Annotated in this window: 18 protein-coding genes; 16 read left to right on the top strand and 2 right to left on the bottom strand. The window is 35.9% G+C overall.

The genetic code is table 11. The annotated features are described in order from the left end of the window. The first annotated feature begins 1 nt into the window (after position 1). The gene (locus tag KVT27_RS22020; protein ID WP_217581933.1) at positions 2-1,321 is read left to right on the top strand and encodes an ABC transporter permease; all 1,320 of its coding nucleotides are present in this window, start codon (positions 2-4) and stop codon (positions 1,319-1,321) included. Between the two features lie 260 nt (positions 1,322-1,581). Here the strand turns inward: KVT27_RS22020 and KVT27_RS22015 are convergent, their stop codons facing one another. Then, positions 1,582-2,742 (bottom strand): class I SAM-dependent methyltransferase, encoded by a 1,161-nt coding sequence (locus tag KVT27_RS22015; RefSeq protein WP_208705040.1) that lies wholly within the window; start codon positions 2,740-2,742, stop codon positions 1,582-1,584. Between the two features lie 189 nt (positions 2,743-2,931). Between KVT27_RS22015 and putP the strand changes: the two genes are divergently transcribed. From putP to KVT27_RS21955, 12 genes are all read left to right on the top strand, one after another. Continuing rightward, positions 2,932-4,419, top strand: coding sequence for a sodium/proline symporter PutP (putP, locus tag KVT27_RS22010; protein ID WP_036121166.1), 1,488 nt, complete (start codon positions 2,932-2,934; stop codon positions 4,417-4,419). A gap of 137 nt (positions 4,420-4,556) precedes the next feature. Further along, entirely contained in the window at positions 4,557-5,843 is a 1,287-nt protein-coding gene (hflX, locus tag KVT27_RS22005) for a GTPase HflX (protein WP_036121164.1), read from the top strand. Between the two features lie 418 nt (positions 5,844-6,261). After that, a complete protein-coding gene (locus KVT27_RS22000; RefSeq protein WP_217581932.1) occupies positions 6,262-7,749 on the top strand; it encodes a peptide MFS transporter in 1,488 nt (495 codons plus the stop codon). Positions 7,750-7,956: 207 nt separating this feature from the next. Beyond that, complete coding sequence (locus KVT27_RS21995) at positions 7,957-9,102, top strand: M20 peptidase aminoacylase family protein (RefSeq protein ID WP_036121158.1); 1,146 nt, start codon at positions 7,957-7,959, stop codon at positions 9,100-9,102. Then, on the top strand, positions 9,102-9,926 hold the full coding sequence (locus KVT27_RS21990) for a GNAT family N-acetyltransferase (protein ID WP_036121156.1): 825 nt from the start codon (positions 9,102-9,104) through the stop codon (positions 9,924-9,926). Before KVT27_RS21995 ends, KVT27_RS21990 begins: the two co-directional genes overlap by 1 nt. Positions 9,927-9,947: 21 nt before the next feature. Continuing rightward, positions 9,948-11,054 carry an o-succinylbenzoate synthase gene (gene menC / locus KVT27_RS21985; protein ID WP_036121152.1) on the top strand — a complete coding sequence of 369 codons (1,107 nt, stop codon included), beginning with the start codon at positions 9,948-9,950 and terminating at the stop codon, positions 11,052-11,054. Between the two features lie 39 nt (positions 11,055-11,093). Continuing rightward, positions 11,094-12,146, top strand: a complete 1,053-nt coding sequence (locus tag KVT27_RS21980; protein ID WP_036121147.1) for a YkvI family membrane protein — start codon at positions 11,094-11,096, stop codon at positions 12,144-12,146. 285 nt (positions 12,147-12,431) lie between these two features. Next, complete coding sequence (locus KVT27_RS21975) at positions 12,432-13,382, top strand: ABC transporter permease (RefSeq protein ID WP_036121145.1); 951 nt, start codon at positions 12,432-12,434, stop codon at positions 13,380-13,382. Continuing rightward, entirely contained in the window at positions 13,375-14,328 is a 954-nt protein-coding gene (locus KVT27_RS21970; protein WP_008175176.1) for an iron chelate uptake ABC transporter family permease subunit, read from the top strand. Before KVT27_RS21975 ends, KVT27_RS21970 begins: the two co-directional genes overlap by 8 nt. Continuing rightward, on the top strand, positions 14,325-15,086 hold the full coding sequence (locus tag KVT27_RS21965) for an iron ABC transporter ATP-binding protein (RefSeq protein ID WP_008175175.1): 762 nt from the start codon (positions 14,325-14,327) through the stop codon (positions 15,084-15,086). The genes KVT27_RS21970 and KVT27_RS21965 overlap by 4 nt, the downstream gene beginning before the upstream one ends. 66 nt (positions 15,087-15,152) lie before the next feature. Next, entirely contained in the window at positions 15,153-16,172 is a 1,020-nt protein-coding gene (locus tag KVT27_RS21960; RefSeq protein WP_008175172.1) for a siderophore ABC transporter substrate-binding protein, read from the top strand. Between the two features lies 1 nt (position 16,173). Next, a complete protein-coding gene (locus tag KVT27_RS21955) occupies positions 16,174-16,488 on the top strand; it encodes an antibiotic biosynthesis monooxygenase family protein (RefSeq protein WP_008175171.1) in 315 nt (104 codons plus the stop codon). Positions 16,489-16,591: 103 nt separating this feature from the next. Here KVT27_RS21955 and KVT27_RS21950 read toward each other — a convergent pair whose 3' ends face one another. Then, the gene (locus tag KVT27_RS21950; protein ID WP_217581931.1) at positions 16,592-17,131 is read right to left on the bottom strand and encodes a hypothetical protein; all 540 of its coding nucleotides are present in this window, start codon (positions 17,129-17,131) and stop codon (positions 16,592-16,594) included. Positions 17,132-17,469: 338 nt separating this feature from the next. Between KVT27_RS21950 and KVT27_RS21945 the strand changes: the two genes are divergently transcribed. The 3 genes from KVT27_RS21945 to KVT27_RS21935 are packed head-to-tail and all read left to right on the top strand — an operon-like array spanning position 17,470 to position 20,839. After that, complete coding sequence (locus tag KVT27_RS21945; protein ID WP_254636238.1) at positions 17,470-18,372, top strand: polyprenyl synthetase family protein; 903 nt, start codon at positions 17,470-17,472, stop codon at positions 18,370-18,372. 14 nt (positions 18,373-18,386) lie between these two features. Continuing rightward, the gene (gene comX, locus KVT27_RS21940) at positions 18,387-18,545 is read left to right on the top strand and encodes a competence pheromone ComX (protein WP_008175167.1); all 159 of its coding nucleotides are present in this window, start codon (positions 18,387-18,389) and stop codon (positions 18,543-18,545) included. A 5-nt stretch (positions 18,546-18,550) separates the two neighbouring features. Then, positions 18,551-20,839, top strand: coding sequence for a sensor histidine kinase (locus KVT27_RS21935; protein ID WP_233301581.1), 2,289 nt, complete (start codon positions 18,551-18,553; stop codon positions 20,837-20,839). Positions 20,840-20,927: the final 88 nt, after the last annotated feature.

Below are 20,927 nucleotides of genomic sequence, written 5' to 3'. Positions count from 1 at the left end.
GATGTTATTTAAAGACCAAATAGATTTTGTCACGCAGCATATCAAGAAAAATAAATTACGTGTTTTTATGACGGTGCTAGCTGCAACGATGGGCTGTGCTTTCCTTATCGTACTAGCATCCGTAGGTTTTGGATTACAGGAATCTCTACGTAATGAAATTCTTTCAAATGAAACAGTTACGAAAATTCAAGTATATGGGGATAAGCAATTTACAGAGGATCAGGTCCAAGAAATTAAAAAGATAGATCATGTGGAAACAGTACTTGAAACGGTGGGCATGAATGCCTCTGCACATTCCTTCTTAGGTGATCGTGATTCAACTTCTAGTTTAATTTTGAACGATATGAAGGATTTTGAGCAGGTGAATGGCAAGCTTGCAGAAGGTGTTTATCCATCAAAGCCAAATGAAATAGTGGTCGGCTATCATTTTGCACAAACATTATTAAATGAGGCCGATCGCAATGTGATTAAAGAAAAAAGCAAAAAGGCTGAGGCAGATGGTACCTATTATAATGGAAGTGATGAAGGCTATAAAAAAACATTAATTGGACAGAGCATTAACATATCACTCTTGCCTAACACTGGTAACAATGAGGAAACAGAAAAAATGACCTATACAATTGTTGGTGTCATGGAGAAACCTTCGTATGATTGGATGATTGATAATACTATTCATATGGACATAGCGCAAAAGCCAGCATTAGTTGAGAATTTTTCCGCTCTTGGAGCTACAACCGAGGAGGAATTGTTTTACTCGGAATTCAATATTTTTGCTGATACATTGGAAAACGTGAAGCCAATTTTGGAAAAACTAAAAGATAATGGCTACAGTGTCTATTCCGTGACGGAGCAATTAGATCAAATGAATGTATTTTTCTTAGTATTAAAAATCGGTTTGATTTTTGTTGGTACGATTGCGGTGCTCATTGCTTCCATCGGTATTTTCAATACGATGACAATGGCGGTGACAGAGCGAACTCGTGAAATAGGTGTATTAAAAGCGATCGGTGCGAGTCCAAAACTAATCCAACGTTTATTTTTAATGGAAAGTACATTTATTGGACTTTTAGGTACCTTCATTGCGGTTATCATTTCATACGCCATTAGTTTTGCGGCAAATGCAGTGCTACCGTTAATTCTTAAAGCAGCCACGGGAGAAGAAGCATTTGCTACAAATGATATTACATTCTCTCTTATTCCATGGCAGCTAGTCGTTATTGCAGCAGGTATTAGTATTGGAGTAGCAATGATCTCAGGTTATCGTCCAGCTCGTAAGGCGACGAAAATTGATGTCATCCATGCTTTACGACAAGAGCTATAATAAGTTGGCTTGCCTTAGACTGTAGACAAAACCATCGAGAAGTTTTCACTCTCGATGGTTTTTGTTCATGGGGAATGACTACACCAGATATGCTGGTAGGCTGTTCAAATTTAAGCATGAACGGAGTGAATATTCTCGCTCAACCCTGACATGGAAAGCGTCCATCCATCATGAAAAACAACAGCTTCGTAAAAGAAAAAAGACTATAGCCACACACGAAATTTTCGAGCTTGTCTATAGTCGGCTTGCCTTTTTGTATGTTATAAATACTCTTTTAACTCCGTTTGTAAAAATGGTGTTGCATGTAATAAATTTAAGAAAGCATCATAGTTGGCACGTTGCTCTACACTTGCTTTTTTTCCTGTTCGGTATGCTCGGATTAAAATATTTTTAGGCGTATTTTCCATATCAATAAATTCAAGAAGCTGTGCTTCATAGCCAACAAGTGACAAGATTTCAGCCCGAATAGAATCAGTAGCAAGGGCGGCGAAGCGCTCTCGGATAAGACCGTGTTGTAACATAATGTCCAATGAAGGGGTATTTAGTTGACGATTCAATTCATGTTGGCAACAAGGAACACTTAATATAACGCTTGCGCCCCATTTCACGGCACGGGCTAAAGCCATATCTGTAGCAACATCGCACGCATGCAGCGTTACGACCATGTCTACAGCGGATTCCTCATTATAATCATTAATATCTCCTACAAGAAATTCAAGCTGGTCATAGCCTAGATCCTGTGCTATTCTTGAACACTCTTCAATAACTTCCTTTTTCAAATCCAAGCCTGTTACACGTATATCTAGACCTTTTTCGATTTTTAAATAATGATACAACGCAAACGTTAAATACGATTTGCCTGATCCAAAATCTAAAATACGAACTTGCCGATTTTTTGGTAAGTAGGATAAAGCATCGTCAATAAATTCAATAAAGCGATTAATTTGCTTAAATTTATCGTATTTTTGTTTTTTAACTTTTCCATCCTCTGTTTGCACGCCAAGCCGGATTAAAAACGGGTAAGGTTGATCATCCGAAAGTAAGTAATTTTTTTTGCGATTATGTGCCAAATTAACTTGCTTAGGTGTACTGGATTGATCGGATTTCCAAAGTACTTTATTCTTTTTGGATAATTGGACTTGTACTTTTTCATCAATAAAATCAACATGGGCTTGGCGATAATCTTCGAATATAGTCTCCAGCTTAGCGGGAAATTCGGTCAATTGAATATTTTCATGTTTTAAAATTCGTTCATATTGGTATTCAATTTGTATATGATAACTGTTCTTTAACATTAAAGGCTTCAACTTAATGCGTTTAACTTCATTAGATTTCATGCGAGGTTGACTGATTGTCGCAGTAACTAGCTGTTGCTGTAAAATTCTTTTTATGAGATGAGCTTTCATTTCTTCAAATGTCATACATTTTCGCCTACTTTATTGTGTAATAGATGGCACTAGTTTAACACATTTTATAACGAACAATGTTTTTGAAAAAATTTTCACAAAAATTCTGAGTAATTATAGGTAGAAATGTATGTTCATGGTATCTTTATGTATAGTATTTCTTTATGAATTGGTGATACTAAAGACTGAATAGGAGGAAAAAGTATGTCAGATAATATGTATCAATTATTAGCAATTATTATTTATATGGTCGCCATGCTAGCGATAGGCTGGTATGCATTCGTTAAAACATCCAATTTAACAGACTATATGCTTGGTGGTCGTTCCTTAGGTCCGGCTGTAACGGCTCTAAGTGCAGGTGCGGCGGATATGTCTGGCTGGCTTTTAATGGGCTTACCCGGTGCTATTTTTTTATCAGGTCTTGTTGAGGCTTGGATTGCTATTGGGTTAACAGTAGGTGCTTATTTAAACTGGTTATTAGTAGCACCACGGCTACGCGTTTATACACAGGTTACCAATGATTCCATTACAATACCGAGTTATTTGGACAATCGATTACGCGATCATACGAAGTTAATCAGAATTGCTTCAGGTATCATTATTTTATTATTTTTCACATTTTATGTTTCTTCCGGGATGGTAGCAGGGGGCAAATTTTTCGATAGCTCATTTGGTTATGATTATCATACAGGTTTGTTAATTGTTTCGGCAGTAGTAGTAGCCTATACATTGTTCGGTGGATTTTTAGCAGTAAGTTATACCGATTTTTTACAAGGACTTATCATGTTTATAGCACTTATTTCTGTACCACTATTCGGTCTTTTTGTAACAGGTGGGATAGGGGATACAATTACTTCTATTAAAGCAGTTAGCCCAGATCTTCTAAACATGTTACCGGCCACTGCAACAGCAGCCGGTATTATTTCCTCGCTTGCCTGGGGATTAGGCTATTTTGGGCAGCCACATATTATTGTGCGCTTTATGGCCATCAGCTCTGTAAAGGAAACAAAGCAGGCTCGTCGTATTGGTATTGGCTGGATGATGTTAAGTTTATTTGGCGCCATTGGGACAGCATTAGTAGGGGTAGCTTATTATGAACAAAATGCAGGTGAGCTAAAAGACGCTGAAACAGTATTTATTGTACTTGGACAAATTTTATTCCATCCATTTATAGCTGGAATTATGCTAGCGGCCATTTTAGCTGCTGTTATGAGTACCATTTCATCGCAATTAATCGTTACCTCTTCGGCACTTGTAGAGGATATTTATAAAGCATTGTTTAACAAAACAGCAACTGATAAACATTATGTTTTTGTAGGGCGTATGGCTGTTTTAGTTGTTGCGATTATTGCAGCAATTTTAGCCTGGAATCCAGATAGCTCGATTTTAAGTTTAGTTGGTTTTGCATGGGCAGGATTCGGTGCAGCATTTGGGCCAGTCATTTTACTTTCTTTATATTGGAGAAAGTTAACAAATTACGGAGCTTTAAGTGGAATGGTAACGGGTGCTGCAACAGCATTTATTTGGGGGAAAGTTGAATCATTATCAAGTGCCCTATATGAAATTGTGCCAGGCTTCTTCGTATGTTTAATCGTTGCGGTTATTGTTAGTCTATTGACGTATAGACATAATGAAGAAATTGAAGAAGAGTTTAACCGTTCGGAAGTATTATTAAAAGAAGAAAGAAAATAAAGGAAATGCGCCTTTTCTAAGAGGCGCATTTTTTGAAACGTTTTTCATAAGGTTCCGAACATACGGACAGGTGTAATTTATGGTAAGATGAAGAAAATTTGTCGTAGGGTCACCGAGGCTTTGGTGGGAGGTTTCTAATGGATAGAATTAAGGAAGTTGATGTATTAATTGAAAAGGCCATTCTCGTTGGCGTAAATTTACGGAATGATGCGCACTTTGATTATTCAATGGAAGAGCTTCAAAATTTAGCAGAGGCTCTCAATGTGGAGGTTGTAGGGATAGTTACGCAAAATTTAGAGCGCGTGACACCTTCCCATTATGTTGGTACAGGTAAAATAGAAGAAATCAAAAATTTCTATGAAGAAGCACAAGCAAATCTCGTTATTTTTAATGATGAGCTATCACCGTCGCAAATTCGTAATTTAGAGCGTGATCTAGCAACAAAAGTTATTGATCGAACAATGCTTATTTTAGATATTTTTGGCCGCCGTGCGAAAACACGGGAGGCACAAATGCAGGTAGAACTAGCACAGCTTCAATATATGCTCCCACGCTTAGTGGGCTTACATGCCTCTTTAAGCCGTCAAGGTGGAGGTACAGGTGGTGGCTTTAAAAACCGAGGTGCTGGGGAAACAAAGCTAGAATTGGATCGTCGAAAAATTGAAGATCAAATAGCAAAAATCAAAAAGGATCTAGAGCAGGTCAAAGATCAACGAGAAACGCAGCGGAAACAGCGTCGAAAAAATGCCCTTCCGGTAGTGTCTATTGTCGGCTATACGAATGCTGGCAAGTCAACGATTATGAATCAGTTGTTGGCAGAGATAGGGCAAGAAGAGCATAAACAAGTCTTTGAGAAGGATATGCTTTTTGCTACGCTTGAAACCTCAGTTCGTCAGATAGAGCTACCTGATAAAAAGACATTTTTATTAACGGACACAGTTGGATTTGTAAGCAAATTGCCTCACCATTTAGTAAAAGCGTTCCGCTCCACATTAGAAGAGGCACGAGATGCAGATCTCTTATTACATGTCGTAGATGTTTCTAATTCAGAGCATGGTTTTATGATGGACGTTACAAATGAAACGTTAAAAGCGGTAGGAGTTGAAGGTATCCCTACCATCTATGTTTACAATAAAGCTGATCTTGCCCAAGTGCCTTACCCTGTTGTAAGTGGGGATAATATTTGGGTTTCAGCAAAACAAGGGGTAGGGTTAGAAGAATTAATTCAATTAGTTCGTCAACATATTTTCTCCCATTATGTGACATGTGAAATGCTCATACCTTATGACCAAGGGAATATTGTTTCTTATTTAAATGAACATGCCTCTGTTTCTAATACAGCATACGAAGAGGGCGGTACTTTATTATCGCTTGAAGTTAAAGAAGCGGATTATGCAAAATATCAGCAATACGTTGTAAATTAATAAAATGAAAAAATAACCTGAAGCATGCCAAAAAGATTTTGGCATGCTTTTTGTGATTAAGGGGAATATAGAATCTAGAACAACAGCATGTACGTATTTTAATAATTTTTAGAAAAGATAGTTTAAATTTGGATAAAAAGTTATAAATCCGAATTTTAAATATTTTAGAATAATTTAATGTTCAGAAAACAAGTTTGCACTATGGAAGTGTGAGAAAACTTAGATATATCAAAGGATTTAATAATTATAAAAATGAACAGTCAGAATTTAAAGAAAAATGATAAATTTTCAACATTTTTTAAAACTCTTGCTAAAGTTAAAAAAACACTTTAGTATGATGAAACACAGTTTTTTAATCCTTATTTTAGGGTAATAATGTTTTTTTAAGAGAATATTTTTAATTGGGAGAGGGTATTGTATGTCTAGTAAAGATGAAGTTGTAAAATCTGTCCCTCAAAATGGCTTTGTTGGACACCCTAAAGGGCTCTTTACTTTGTTTTTCTCAGAATTTTGGGAACGTTTCTCGTATTATGGTATGCGAGCAATTCTCATCTTCTTTATGTATTACGAATTGAATCAGGGTGGATTAGGTCTAGACCGCGGAACAGCGAACTCTATTATGGCCATTTATGGTTCCCTCGTTTATATGTCAGGTATTATAGGTGGATGGATTGCTGACCGAGTATTAGGAACACGTAGAACTATTTTTTATGGTGGCGTGTTAATTATGATTGGTCACTTATTGCTAGCACTGCCTGGCGGTGTAGCGATGCTATTTGCTTCAATGGCATTTATCGTAATGGGGACTGGGTTATTAAAACCAAACGTTTCAAGTATTGTTGGGGATATTTACGCTGAAACAGATAGCCGTCGTGATGCAGGCTTCTCTATTTTCTATATGGGTATTAATATGGGGGCATTCATTGCACCATTTATTGTCGGAACAATTGGACAAAAGTATAGCTTCCACTTAGGCTTTGGTTTAGCCGGTTTAGGGATGTTCATTGGATTAATTGTTTATAAATTGACAGAGAAAAAATACTTAGGCTTAGCGGGTTTAAAAGTTAATAACCCATTAAAGCCTGAAGAACGTAAAAAAGTCTTTGCGCAATTTGGTATTGTTGCTTTACTGATTATTATTCTTGGTGCTATTGGTATTAAAACGGGTACTTTAACAATGAATGTATTCAGTTTAATTATTACAGCTCTAGGTGTATTAATTCCAACAGCCTTCTTTATTTATATGTATCGTAGTAAAAAGACAACAAAAGATGAAAAATCTCGACTTCTTGCCTATATTCCATTATTCTTGTCAGCCGTTATGTTCTGGGCGATTCAAGAACAAGGGGCAACAATTCTGGCTACGTATGCAGACGAACGTACACAACTAAGTATTGGTAGCATTCAGCTTCAATCTTCGTGGTTCCAGTCATTAAACCCGCTATTTGTTATAACAATGGCACCATTATTTGCGATGTTATGGCTTAAATGGGGAGACAAGCAGCCAACTACGCCACGTAAGTTTTCATACGCCTTATTCTTTGCAGGTTTATCATTCCTTGTCATGATGATTCCAGCACATTTATCTGGCGGAGAAACATTAGTTAGTCCTTGGTGGTTAGTACTGTCATTCTTCTTAGTAGTTGTAGGTGAATTATTATTATCACCAGTTGGTTTATCTGCTACGACGAAATTGGCACCACAAGCATTTGCTGCACAAACAATGTCTTTATGGTTTTTAACAAGTGCTGCAGCACAAGCAATTAATGCTCAGTTAGTAAAGGTTTATGAAGTTGTAAGCGAATTCACATACTTTGGCTTCTTAGGATCGCTTTCAATTGTCATTGGTATATTATTGTTAGTTTTATCGCCAATTATTTCAAAGGCAATGAAAGGTATTAACTAAATTAAAGATGTAAATACAGTCCGGATAATGGGCTGTATTTACATCTTTTTTTGTTATCTAAATAAATGTCTATTTATGAAGTCTAGCGCGAAATATATTATCTTAAGTAGTAATTTTATTGAGTATGGGTATAAGTTTCTATGTAGAAGATCATTATTTTCGCTATAATAATCATAATTATAAGAAAATTTTAAGGGGTTGGATGTTATGAAAGAAGAATTGGACCGTTTGAGGTCAAGATTAATGGAGATTTTCACGTATTTACACGCCAATCCGGAAATTAGCTGGCATGAGGTAGAAACAACCAATTATATAGTAGATCTATTAACTGAAGAAGGGTTTTCGCCAATTCGTTTTAAAAATTCTACAGGTCTTTATGTGGATGTGGGCCATGGTAGTCCCAAAGTAGGTTTACGAACAGATATAGACGCATTATGGCAGGAGGTTGATGGCCATTTCCGTGCCAACCATTCCTGTGGGCATGATGGACATATGACAATGGCTATTGGTGCACTCTTATTATTAAAAGAACAACAGCCATCATTTAATGGTACAATCCGTGTCATTTTCCAACCGGCGGAAGAAAAAGGGACTGGAGCATTAGCGGTCTTAGAAGAAGGGGTAATTGATGAGCTCGATTATTTATTTGGAGTTCACGTAAGACCAGTCCATGAGCTAGAGGATGGTACATACTGTGCTGCCTTGTATCATGGTGCCTCTCGTTTACTTGAAGGGGAGATCATTGGGGAAGATGCACATGCTGCAAGGCCACACCTTGGCATTAATGCAATCGAAGTAGGGGCTACCATCATTGAAGATTTACGAACCATTCATACCGATCCAATGGTACCTGTTTCGGTGAAGATGACAAAGTTTCATGCAGGGGGAGAATCAGGCAATATTATACCTGGTAATGCCTCATTTACGATTGATATTCGAGCCCAACAAAATAATGTTATGGACGATTTAGCGCAAGGGGTCAAACGTGTTATTGATTCCTCTAAGTTATTGCATAAGGTGCAGATTGAATTACGTACTGTTGCCAATATTGTAGCCGCAGAAGTTGATACGAGTGCACAATATATTATGGAACAAGCAATTATACAAGCTGCCGGATTATCAAATTTAAGAAAGCCGGTACACACACCTGGTGGAGAGGATTTTCATCATTATGCGGTAAAACGACCACACTTAAAAACAACAATGTTGGGCTTAGGATGTGGGTTATCACCAGGGTTACACCATCCTAAAATGAAGTTTAAACAAGCAAGACTTGTTACTGGCGTGGAGATTCTTACGAGAGCAGTCTTGTTAGCATTGGAATCAACGGATACAAAGGAGGCGTCAGCATAATGTTAGAGCAAGTGCATATTCGCAAAGTAATGACACCTATAGAAATTGCAGAGGTCCAAAAGTTAAATGCTGAAATATGGGGAAGCCAAGCAATTCCCTCTCACCAATTACTAGCAGTTGTACAAAATGGCGGATTAGTTTTAGGTGCTTATTTAGAAGAAAAGCTAATTGGCTTCAACTATTGCTTTGTAGGTTCTCATGATAGAGAAATATACTTACATTCACACATGATTGGTGTAAATAAAGCATATCGTGAACAAGGTGTAGGTGAGTTATTAAAGCATGCTCAGCAAGAATACGCAAAAGAAAATGGATTTCAGCTGGTTCGTTGGTTAATTGAGCCTCTGGAGGTGAGTTTAGCAAATTTAGCATTTTTAAAGCTAAATGCTATGAGTTATCAATACGAAAATGATTATTACGGCGCTCTTCAAGATGACTTTAATGAAGGATTACCATCAGATAGGCTAGTTGTAGAGTGGTGGATAGAGCGTGAACAAATGGCAGATAGCATTGACGAACTAGAAGAGATCGCAGATGAAATCGTACCCTGGACACTAACTGTTGATGGCTTGCCTGTCCTAGACATAGATAACACATTTCAAATGGAGCAATCCTTTCATCAGGATGCCTATCTATTACCCATTCCTCAATATTTGCAGAAATTGAAAGTTGAAAGTCCTAAGCTAGCTGAGGACTGGCGCTATAAAATTAGAAAGATCTTAACAACGTTATTCAATCAAGACTATGCCATTGTACGCGTCAAGAAGCACCCGGAATATGTCCATAGCTATCTGTTAGTCAGACGCTCCTTATTAGCCTTATAATTATAATAGGGAGTGAAGTTTGTGAAAATAGAAAAGATAACGTTAAGACATATTAAAATGCCGATGAAAGCACCATTTACAACAAGCTTTGGCACAATTGATGAAAAGGAACTGTTATTAATAGAAGCGCAAGATGAATCTGGGATTACTGGATGGGGAGAAACGGTAGCTTTTGTAGCGCCTTGGTATACAGAGGAGACTTTAAAGACGACATGGCATATGCTGAAAGATTTTCTAATACCCATTTTGCTACATAAAGAGGTTGGGCATCCAGATGAGGTGACTACATTGTTTGCTCCTATTCGCAGAAATTGCATGGCGAAAGCTTCGATAGAAGGCGCAATATGGGATATTTATTCCCAGCAAACAAAGCAATCACTCGCAAAGGCTTTAGGTGGGCAAAAACAACGTATTGAAGTTGGGGTCAGCGTAGGTATTCAAGCTTCAACAGCTCAATTAATAAAAGTAATAAAAAGCCATATGGAAAAGGGCTACAAAAGGGTGAAAGTGAAAATTAAGCCTGGCTATGATGTAGAAGTGGTACGTGCAATCCGTGCAGAGCTACCGGATCTACCTTTAATGGTCGATGCGAACTCAGCTTATACGTTGGGTGATATCGCCATATTACAGCAGTTTGATGATTACAACTTATTAATGATCGAACAGCCATTAGCTACTGATGATATTGTGGACCATGCAACCCTACAAAAAAACATAAAAACACCAATCTGTTTAGATGAAAGTATCACATCGTTTGAAGATGCTCGTAAAGCAATTGAGCTAGGGAGCTGTGGTGTAATCAATATTAAAATTGGACGAGTTGGCGGTTTAACAGAGGCGAAACGGATTCATGATCTCTGTAAGGAGAATCATATTCCCGTTTGGTGTGGAGGGATGTTAGAGGCAGGAATCGGACGAGCACATAATATTGCCTTAACTTCGCTTAGCCATTTTATGTTGCCTGGAGATACTGCAGGCTCTAGTCATTATTGGTATGAGGATATTATTAATCCAGAAGTCATCGTCAAAAATGGATACATTGATGTACCTCAAGAAATCGGCATTGGCTATACAATTAATAGGGCTCTTATTGATAAGCTAACGATTAGCAAAGAGATCTATCAATAAAATCATTTACGATAAAGGAAAAAACGAGGAGAGAACTGATTGAAAAAAAGCTTGCAAATCGGCGGTGCCTATGTAGGAATTATCGTTGGTGCAGGATTTGCATCTGGACAGGAAATTGTCCTCTATTTTACAAGCTATGGCTTTAAAGGGGTTTATGGTGCCCTATTAGCGATGGTTGGTTTCTCTATTGTTGGTATGTGTGTAGCCCAGGTTAGCTCAAGACTACGCACTGCATCTCATAAGGATTTAATTTATCAGATTTCTGGTAATGCTGTTGGTCTTGTATTGGATTATTTATTATCACTGTTTTTATTTGGCGTGGCTGTTATTATGTTTGCTGGTGCGGGTGCAACATTGCAGCAAATGTTTGGACTACCTATTTGGCTAGGGAGTATATGTATGATACTGCTAACTATAGCCACCGTGATGATGGATGTTAAAAGTATTATTAATATTATTGCACTAGCAACTCCGTACTTATTAGCGATTGTTTCTATTATTGCTATCTATGCCATTGCAACGATGGATCTTACCTTTGTCGAACAAGCGGTAATTGCCCAGCAGGCGCAAATAAGCTCGAAAAGCTGGTGGGTGACTGCTTTGTTATATATGTCATTTAATATTGGAGTAAGTTTCTCATTATTAACGGTGATGTGCGGCTCGGTGCGTAATGATAAAATAGCTGGAATGGGGGGCATTATTGGCGGAATTCTTTTAGGCGCTTTAATTCTGCTTATTAATTTTTCTCTTCTTGCAAAAATGAACGTTGTTATAGGACTAGATATTCCTATGCTAGCATTAGCAAATGAAATTCATCCATTAGTTGGGCTATTAATGACTTTCTCTCTATTAGGGATGATTTATAATACGGCAGTAGGGATGCTCTATTCATTTATGGTAAGATTCTTTAAGCCTGATAGACCTAGCTTTAAAGTAGCGGTTATTTTTATAGGAGTTTTAGGCTTTTTAGCAAGTCTAGCAGGATTTACGACGCTTGTAGCTAAGCTCTATGCAGTAATGGGATACGTAGGGTTGGTATTAATTCTATTCATTATTTCAGCATGGTTTAGAAAAGTGAGACGAATCATATAACAAATAAAAATGGTAATTGAGACGCGCGGGTGTTCTCAATTACCATTTTGTTTGGATAAAAAAATTGTAGAAATAGTGAATTATTTAAGGTATAAAATTTGCCGAAAATACTAATATTTCATTAATTAGACACGTTTTCTAGTTCCTTTAAAATAAACCGAGAATAATTCTCATTTACAGGTTGACTGAGAATGAAAACATGACTATAATGGAAATCGTGAGTAATGATAATCATTTTCACTACACATTCATTACACACAAAATTGAAATCTACCGGGGATTACTATGAAAATAAGATATCTTTTAACAGCAACTGTTGTGTTGTCTATAGTATCGCTATTTATCGGAGTAGTAGATATTAAACCAAGTGATCTATTAGACTTCCAATCAGAAGAAACTAGACTATTTTTAATTAGTCGTGTACCTAGACTTGTTGCTATTTTGCTAGCAGGTGCAGGTATGAGTATTGCTGGTTTAATTATGCAAAGCTTAAGTAGGAATAAGTTCGTATCACCAACGACAGCAGGTACTTTAGATGCCACTCGACTGGGTGTATTGATTTCCATGATGTTTTTCTCGAATGTCACGTATTTCCAAAAAATTTCCTTCGCTTTCATATTTGCTTTAGCCGGCACATTATTATTTATGCAAATATTAAATCGAATTAAGTTTAAAGATGCGATTTTTATACCGCTTATTGGCTTAATGTATGGTAATATCCTGTCTTCCGTAACAACGTTCTTTGCTTATAAGGCAAATATTATCCAAAACATTTCTGCATGGTTACAAGGAGATTTCTCATTAATCATGAAAGGCCGTTATGAACTGTTATACATAAGTGTACCAGTACTTATTTTAGCTTATATTTATGCCAATCGTTTTACAGTAGCTGGTATGGGTGAGGATTTTGCTAAAAATCTTGGTCTATCCTATAAGCTTGTGGTGAATTTAGGCTTAGTATTGGTGGCTCTTATCTCCACAACAGTGGTGCTAACAGTCGGTGTCATTCCGTTCCTTGGCTTGATCATACCGAATATTATTTCACTGTTTAAAGGTGATAATTTGGCAAAAACATTGCCGCATACAGCATTACTTGGTATGTCATTCTTATTATTCTGCGATATTTTAGGACGCGTACTGATTTTCCCTTATGAGATACCAATTAGTATGACTGTTGGTGTAATTGGAAGTGCCATCTTCCTAGTCATGTTGTTTAGGGGGAGAGCATATGCGTAATCGTACAAGAATGTTCATTTTACTGGGTCTTGCCGTGATAGCTATCTTATTGTATCTATTTTGGGAGTTAAATGGGAATTATCACTATGCCTTCCCGAGACGTGTCATAAAAGTTATAGCGATGGGGCTAACGGGTATAGCTATTGCCTATTCAACAGTGGTTTTCCAAACCATTACCCATAATCGAATTTTAACGCCAAGTGTTATGGGATTAGATGCTTTGTATATGTTGATTCAAACATGCATCTACTTTTTCTTTGGCTCTACATCTATTTTAGTTATCAATATTTACTATAATTTTACCCTTGCTATTGTATCAATGATTGTTTTCGCTTTAATTTTTTATAGAGTTTTGTTTAAAGAAGGAAAGCGACCAATATATTTCTTACTCCTTGTTGGTATGATTGTCGGTACGTTCTTAGGAAGTATCACAACATTCTTCCAAGTATTGATTGATCCTAATGAATTTTTAGGCTTACAAAGTAAAATGTTTGCAAGTTTTAACAATGTTAATTCAGATTTAGTTTGGCTTGCTGGTGTAATCATTTTACTAACATTTATATATGGTTGGCGTCATATGAATCAATTAGATGTCATGTCTTTAGGACGAGATACAGCAATTAATTTAGGTGTACCATATGATAAGCTGGTACAACGCATGTTAATTTTAGCTTCTATCTTGATTTCTGTTTCGACAGCGCTAGTTGGGCCAATTACATTCTTTGGATTAATCGTTGCGAATTTATCGTATCAGTATTTTAAAACATACAAGCACTCCGTCTTAATTGCTGGTTCTTGTGTAATGAGTATTATTGCTTTAATCGGTGGGCAGTGGATGGTTGAACGAGTATTCACTTTCAGTACTACACTAAGCGTCATTATTAATTTTGTGGGTGGAGTATACTTCATCTACTTATTATTAAGAGAAAGTAGGTCAGCAGGATGATACAAGTCAAAGAAATTACGAAGTTTTTCGGGAAAAAACCTGTCGTTCAAGATGTAAGTGTTGACATTGTTTCAGGGAAAATAACGTCTTTTATTGGACCCAATGGTGCAGGAAAGTCCACGCTACTTTCAATGGTGAGCCGTTTGCTGAATGCAGATACTGGTGAAGTACTACTCGACAAAGCAGATGTAAGACGCTGGAAATCAGATGATTTCGCTAAGCGCGTATCCATATTAAAACAGTCTAACTTTATGAATGTCCGCTTAACGATTCGTGAGCTTGTATCCTTTGGTCGTTTCCCTTATTCAAAAGGAAATTTAAAACCCGAAGATGAAGAAAAAGTGGATGAAGCTATTCAATATATGAATTTAGAAGATATTCAACATAATTACTTAGATGAATTATCAGGCGGTCAACGTCAGCGGGCTTTTATTGCAATGGTTATTGCTCAGGATACAGAATACATCTTACTGGACGAGCCGTTGAATAATTTAGATATGAAACATTCTGTTCAGATTATGAAGATTTTACGTAAGCTAGTGGATGAGTTAGGGAAAACAGTTGTAATTGTACTCCATGACATTAATTTTGCATCAGTATACTCAGATAATATTGTTGCATTAAAAGATGGCCGTGTTGTGAAAAACGGTTCTACCAACGATATTATTAACTCGGACGCATTGAAGGAAATCTATGATATGGATATCCCTGTTCAAGAGCAGGATGGCTGCCGAATTTGTGTTTATTTTAATTCTTAGAAATAGTAACAGATGGTTTAACCATCCATTTAACTATAAAATATATTTTAAAGGAGAATTTTTAAAATGAAAAAATGGAAATTACTAACAGTATTAATGGCGATGATGCTATTAGTTTTAGCTGCTTGCGGTTCAAAAGACGAAGCAAAAGAAGAAGATAAAGGTACGTCAACTGACAAACCTGCAGAAGAACAAAACGAGGCTTCTTCAGCATATCCACTAACTATTCCAGGTAGCACTATTGAAGGTCGCGATGGTAATACTACGTTTGAAGAAGTAAAGCTTGATAAGATCCCAGAAAAAGTTGTTGTTTTTGATAATGGTTTCTTAGATACTCTAGATGCACTAGGTGTTAATCCTACTGCAGTAGTACAAGATTCATTACCATCTTACTTAAGCAAGTATAAAGATAGCACTTATGTAAATGCTGGTACTTTATTCGAGCCTGATTATGAAAAATTATCTGAAATCAACCCAGATATTATTTTCATCTCTGGTCGTGCGTCAGCAGCATATGCTGAGTTATCTAAAATTGCACCAACAGTTTACATTGGTGTAGATAACAAAAACTTCCTAGAATCATTCAAAGCTAATACAGAATTAGCTGGTAAAATTTTTGGTAAAGAAAAAGAAGCAGCAGATGCAATCTCTGCATATGAAGCAAAAGTTGAAGAAGTAAAAGGCAAAGCAACTGCATCAGAAGAGAAAGCTTTAATCGTATTAGGTAGTGAAGGCGCATTATCAGCATATGGTTCTGGTTCACGTTTCGGTGTTATTCATGATGTATTTGGTGTGAAAGCTGCTGATGAGAAAGTTAAAGTTGGCACACATGGTGATAATGTAAGTTTTGAATATGTTCGTGAAACGAACCCTGATATTCTATTTGTAGTTGACCGTGACGCTGTTGTAAATGAAAACGGTGAATCAGGTACAAAAGCTGCAATTGAAAATGAAATCGTAAGTGCAACAAACGCTGTGAAAAACGGTAAAGTATTCTACCTAGATCCAGAAGTTTGGTACCTTTCAGGTGGCGGTTTACAATCTGAAACGTTAAAAGTTGAAGATGTATTAAAGGCGTTTAACTAATATGTTTGTACAAATTAAACGTATCGTTGTGACGGAAGGGAATTCGGACAAAGTGGTGGAACGTTTTGGTGCTAATCCAAACGGACCATCATTACTTGAACAACAACCTGGTTTCATTGATAAACAGGTACTTGTTAAGAAAGTTCGCCGTGGTGATGAGGAAGTGCTAGTGATGGTTCGTTGGGAATCAGAAGAAGCATGGAAGAATTGGGAGAAGAGCCCTGAGCATATTGCTGGTCATAAGGCAAGCGCAGGTAAGCCAAAGCCTGATCATATCATTGAAAGCGGACAAGAAGTATATTATGTAAAAGGTTAATAGCCTAGAGGTGTCTCAAGCGATTGAGGCACCTTTTTGTTGTACATAAAAAGCAGATAACAATGGAACGAAAAGGGGTGCCATTGCTATCAGCTTATTCAAACTAATGGGTAATCGGTGTTTTTATTGAACTACAAAATGTAGCATCCATATTAAAGGAAATAGTGCTTTCATTAATGGAAAGCACTGAGATGCTAGTATTTTCATCTAGCCTATGAGTTATAGATGATTCTGTCACCGCTGCCAGTCCTCTAGCATTAATAATTGTGTAGTTTGCAGTCATGTAAGCGGTAGATGACGCTATATTTAATCCAAAGGTTAATGGATTGACTGATGGCATACTAGATAGGTTGTCATTCGAAATTTTAATAATGCCATATTGCTGAATATAGTAATCTCTTTTTTGCTGAAATGTATCTTCAAATCCAGGAACATCACTAATTAAGTTTGAAAAGGTTGAAAGCTTTTTATAGACCTTTAAGGTTTCTTGATAAGCTTTTAACTCAGATTGAATAATAATCTGTTCAATTCGTAGTTGCTCCCCTGTAGGCTTTTTAATTGTAATTTCTTCAGCTGAGACAGAGATATTACATGAAAAAGTAGCCGTAAGTATGAAAACAGTTTCGTTAAATCCATTTTTCATTTTAAAACACTCCCAGTACAAAAAAATTCATGTTCATCAATCTATCAGGACAATGAGAAAATCAATTTATATTAATATAAGCGTAACATCTGTCATAACGCCATTTCAATGGTGAGTTTACGCCAATTTTATGGCGGTACATAGTTCTCTACCGCCATATTATAACTATTATTTAACAAAATAATGGCGTGGTTTGTATAATTAACGCCACTTTTTGGCGGGATACTTCTTTATATAAGAAACTATGGGATTATATGTATAAAATATTGACACTGCTAGTATTAATTCCCATTAATATATATAATATTTATTAATATAGCGGAAGGGAGAGAGGACTATTGAACGGGTTGGATGAGTGTATTAATAAATCATTAGACATTCTTATTGAAAATGAAACATTTCTTGATCAGGAGCTAAAATTGCTGTTTAAAAGCTTTAAAGAAGAAAAAATAGAAGTAGGTTTTTCTTTTGGCAAATTATGCTATTGGCACTATGAGGCGTTTTCACATTTTGTAAATGACGACATTTACAAAATCGCTGCAGCGGTTGAACTCTTAATACTGTCTTTTGATATTATTGATGATCTTCAAGATAAGGATTCAGATAATAGTTGGTGCAGGACGCCAGAACTTTCTTTAAATGTTGCTCTAGCTATGTTGATTATGGCTTCAAAAACAATTAACGAAACTTCCTTTGAACATAAAAGAGCTGCTATAACAATACTTGAAGAATGTGCATTAAAAAGTATTAGTGGTCAGCAATTGGACTTATTAAATAATTGCCGGGATGAAGATTCTTATATACACATGATTACACTTAAATCTGGTTCCTTAACAGCGATGAGTTGCTTAATAGGAGAGGTTCTTGCCAAAGGGGAAGTATCCAAAGAAGTAGAGGCTTATGGAAAATACATAGGCATTATCCAACAAATTAAAAATGATATCCAAAGTTTGAAAGCATGGGGACCTAAAAATGACCTACTAAATAAAAGATTCTCCTTGCCGATTATTTATCTTTTATCACAGAAAAATGATGTTTCAAAATCTGTAGCTGACTATTATAATGGTGATATAGTTACAATTTTGGATCATAAAGAAGCAGAAAATGAGTTGACAAATGGCGGAGCAATACGTTATGCAGTTACTGTGAAAAATGTCTATAAATTGAAGGCAATAAATGATCTTGAAAATATAGAATTAAATGATTTAGCTAAAGACTACCTACAAAAATTAATAAAGTGATGAGGAGCGATTGGATGATTAATGTAATTCAGTACTTAGAAAAAAACCCAAGCCTAGTTGCATTATTAAAAGAACAAAGAGCCTCATTAATTGGAATTTCATCTATAGAACAAATGGCAATTTTAGAAGCATTTATTGATGAAATGAATATAGAAAGTGAAATTTGGAACTAAAAACTTTGCGTAACAAGTTTTTTTGGCCAGCTATAGTTCTTTATTTAGTGGTAGGTTTATATTTAAATTTTGTGAATTATAGCGCGCCATATATTGAAATTGGGGTAGAAGAAAAAGATGGTAAATGGCTAGTATCTCAACTATATTATAAAGATTGGGCTAAGGGGCAGAATATATCCATTGGTGATACTGTTTTAAACGTAGATGATGGCCCGATTGCCGAACTAAATCAATTGAAATATAAATCAAAAATACTATCTGCGAATGACCTTACAATTATGAAGCCAGATGGGAAAATCAAAAATATACATATTAAACATTTAGATATTCCTCAGCAATTTTTTTATGTATTAATAGTTCCAGCTTGCTATTATTTATTAACGTTATTTGTTGCTTTTTATTTATATTTCAAGCAAAGAAATACTAGGTTAACAGATTTACTCATTCTTTTTATATTAGCTGTCTCGCTAGCTTATGTAAGTAGTGGAGTTTCGGGTAGGTTAGATGGGATAGGGATTATTGTAAATCGTACTACTATGTTATTATGTTTAGTGATTTTATTACATTTTTTAAAAAATTATTTTGCATTTATGAAAACGAAATGGATGTTTACGAATAATATCCGGTTCTTTTATTTAATGCCTTTGATTGGTTTTATATTGGCTTGTATTGGAACTGTTTTCCCTGCTTCTAATGATATACTTTCGAATATTGTATTATTTATGTTCCTTATTTTGCTTATTATTATCTTAGGTATTTTATTAATAAGCTATTTCAAATATAGCTCACCTCAGTTGAAGATTTTATTAAGTAGTATAATGATTCCGTTTTTACCATTTCTATTTTTATATGTACTTCCAAAAATCCTTTTTCATACGTATATCCTTTCATCTGAGATTAGCTCCTTATTTTTATTACTGATACCTTTTAGCTTTATATTTACACAATTAGCAGAACGATTATTTGATATCGAGTATCATATTACTAGATTGCGCTACTATGTTATTTTTTCTTTACTATTTACCTTATGGTTCACAGTTGGCTTGTATTTCATTGCCGGTCAATATTTAAGAATCACTGTCATGTCAGGCGTGTCCTTCTTTACATTTTCTTCGCTAGTCATACTCTTTTATGTAAAAGAAAAAGTTGACTATCGTAAGCGGAAAATATTATTTTCAACAAAAGGTGATTATATTCATCAGCTGTACACGGCTGTAGATAAAATAGGGAAAACTATTAAAATGGATGAGCTTTTAGAGAAATTCGCATATGAGGTTTCTGTTCATTTGGAGCTAGAGGATGTTTTTGTTTTAACTTATAACTATGATACGAATGAATTCCTTACAAATAGTGGGGAGAGAATTTTGATACATCCTGACACAATGGATGATATAAGATTGGGAGAAATACGTAAGATTGATAAAATTTATTTAGCATTTCTCCATCAGGATGTTCATTATAAACGAGCATTAGTGCTGGGGCATAACAATACAATTCATTTAAAAGATGAGGAGCTACTATGGCTCGAATTGCTCCTATTGTATGTAAATAATTTTATTGAAAATACAAAGATGGTGGAAGAACTATTAGAGGAATTGAAGCATATGAAGCAAGCTGATGACGGCCAACTGCCGTGGCTTAATAAGCTGTTATGGTTGAGATTCGAAGAAGAAAAGTACCAATTAGCCCAAGAGCTACACGACACCAATTTGCAGGAACAACTTCATATTGCAAGAGAGGTGGATGTCCTTGTTAATGCAAAGGATACAACAGACATTCAGGAGAAGCTTGCAAAAATTCATAAGCAGATGGTTGACTCTCTACATGAATTACGATCATACTGTGAGAATTTAAAGCCTCCATTACTGGATACATTAGGTTTAAATGCTGCATTAGAAAAGTTAATTCGAAAGGTTCAAGAAAGAGCTAATTTTGTTCTAATTTATTCAATAGATCGACTGTATTTAGAAGATGAGCGTATGAATTTAATGATTTATCGATTATTCCAAGAGGTACTGAATAACGCCTTAAAACATTCCTATGCAACAGCTGTTGAAATCCATCTAAAGGAAATGAATGATGGTTTTGAAATCATCTATAGTGACGATGGTGTAGGGTGTCATGTAGAGGATATTATCGTAGCAGAGTCAATGGGCATCCGAGGTATGCAGGAGCGTGTAAAAGCCTTTAATGGTCATTTTTATATTGACTCACAACTAAACCAAGGGATGTCTATTAGAATAGCAGTTAAAGAAGGGAGTGAAACACATGATTACCATGCTCATAGTGGATGATCACCCTATAGTTTTAGAGGGAACTAAAAATTTATTTCACGAAAATGAAGATATAATAATTGATACTGAAAGTGATGCCACATGGGTT

The organism is Lysinibacillus sp. GbtcB16 (genome assembly GCF_019091145.1).
Taxonomy (GTDB): domain Bacteria; phylum Bacillota; class Bacilli; order Bacillales_A; family Planococcaceae; genus Lysinibacillus; species Lysinibacillus fusiformis.
This window is presented reverse-complemented; position numbering and strand designations above follow the sequence as displayed.

What these genes read in the sequence shown, in the direction of transcription:
- KVT27_RS22020 (WP_217581933.1), top strand. Translation starts at nt 2, where the DNA reads ATGTTATTTAAAGACCAAATAGATTTTGTCACGCAGCATATCAAGAAA.
- KVT27_RS22015 (WP_208705040.1), bottom strand. Translation starts at nt 2,742, where the DNA reads ATGACATTTGAAGAAATGAAAGCTCATCTCATAAAAAGAATTTTACAG.
- putP (WP_036121166.1), top strand. Translation starts at nt 2,932, where the DNA reads ATGTCAGATAATATGTATCAATTATTAGCAATTATTATTTATATGGTC.
- hflX (WP_036121164.1), top strand. Translation starts at nt 4,557, where the DNA reads ATGGATAGAATTAAGGAAGTTGATGTATTAATTGAAAAGGCCATTCTC.
- KVT27_RS22000 (WP_217581932.1), top strand. Translation starts at nt 6,262, where the DNA reads ATGTCTAGTAAAGATGAAGTTGTAAAATCTGTCCCTCAAAATGGCTTT.
- KVT27_RS21995 (WP_036121158.1), top strand. Translation starts at nt 7,957, where the DNA reads ATGAAAGAAGAATTGGACCGTTTGAGGTCAAGATTAATGGAGATTTTC.
- KVT27_RS21990 (WP_036121156.1), top strand. Translation starts at nt 9,102, where the DNA reads ATGTTAGAGCAAGTGCATATTCGCAAAGTAATGACACCTATAGAAATT.
- KVT27_RS21975 (WP_036121145.1), top strand. Translation starts at nt 12,432, where the DNA reads ATGAAAATAAGATATCTTTTAACAGCAACTGTTGTGTTGTCTATAGTA.
- KVT27_RS21970 (WP_008175176.1), top strand. Translation starts at nt 13,375, where the DNA reads ATGCGTAATCGTACAAGAATGTTCATTTTACTGGGTCTTGCCGTGATA.
- KVT27_RS21965 (WP_008175175.1), top strand. Translation starts at nt 14,325, where the DNA reads ATGATACAAGTCAAAGAAATTACGAAGTTTTTCGGGAAAAAACCTGTC.
- KVT27_RS21960 (WP_008175172.1), top strand. Translation starts at nt 15,153, where the DNA reads ATGAAAAAATGGAAATTACTAACAGTATTAATGGCGATGATGCTATTA.
- KVT27_RS21955 (WP_008175171.1), top strand. Translation starts at nt 16,174, where the DNA reads ATGTTTGTACAAATTAAACGTATCGTTGTGACGGAAGGGAATTCGGAC.
- KVT27_RS21950 (WP_217581931.1), bottom strand. Translation starts at nt 17,131, where the DNA reads ATGAAAAATGGATTTAACGAAACTGTTTTCATACTTACGGCTACTTTT.
- comX (WP_008175167.1), top strand. Translation starts at nt 18,387, where the DNA reads ATGATTAATGTAATTCAGTACTTAGAAAAAAACCCAAGCCTAGTTGCA.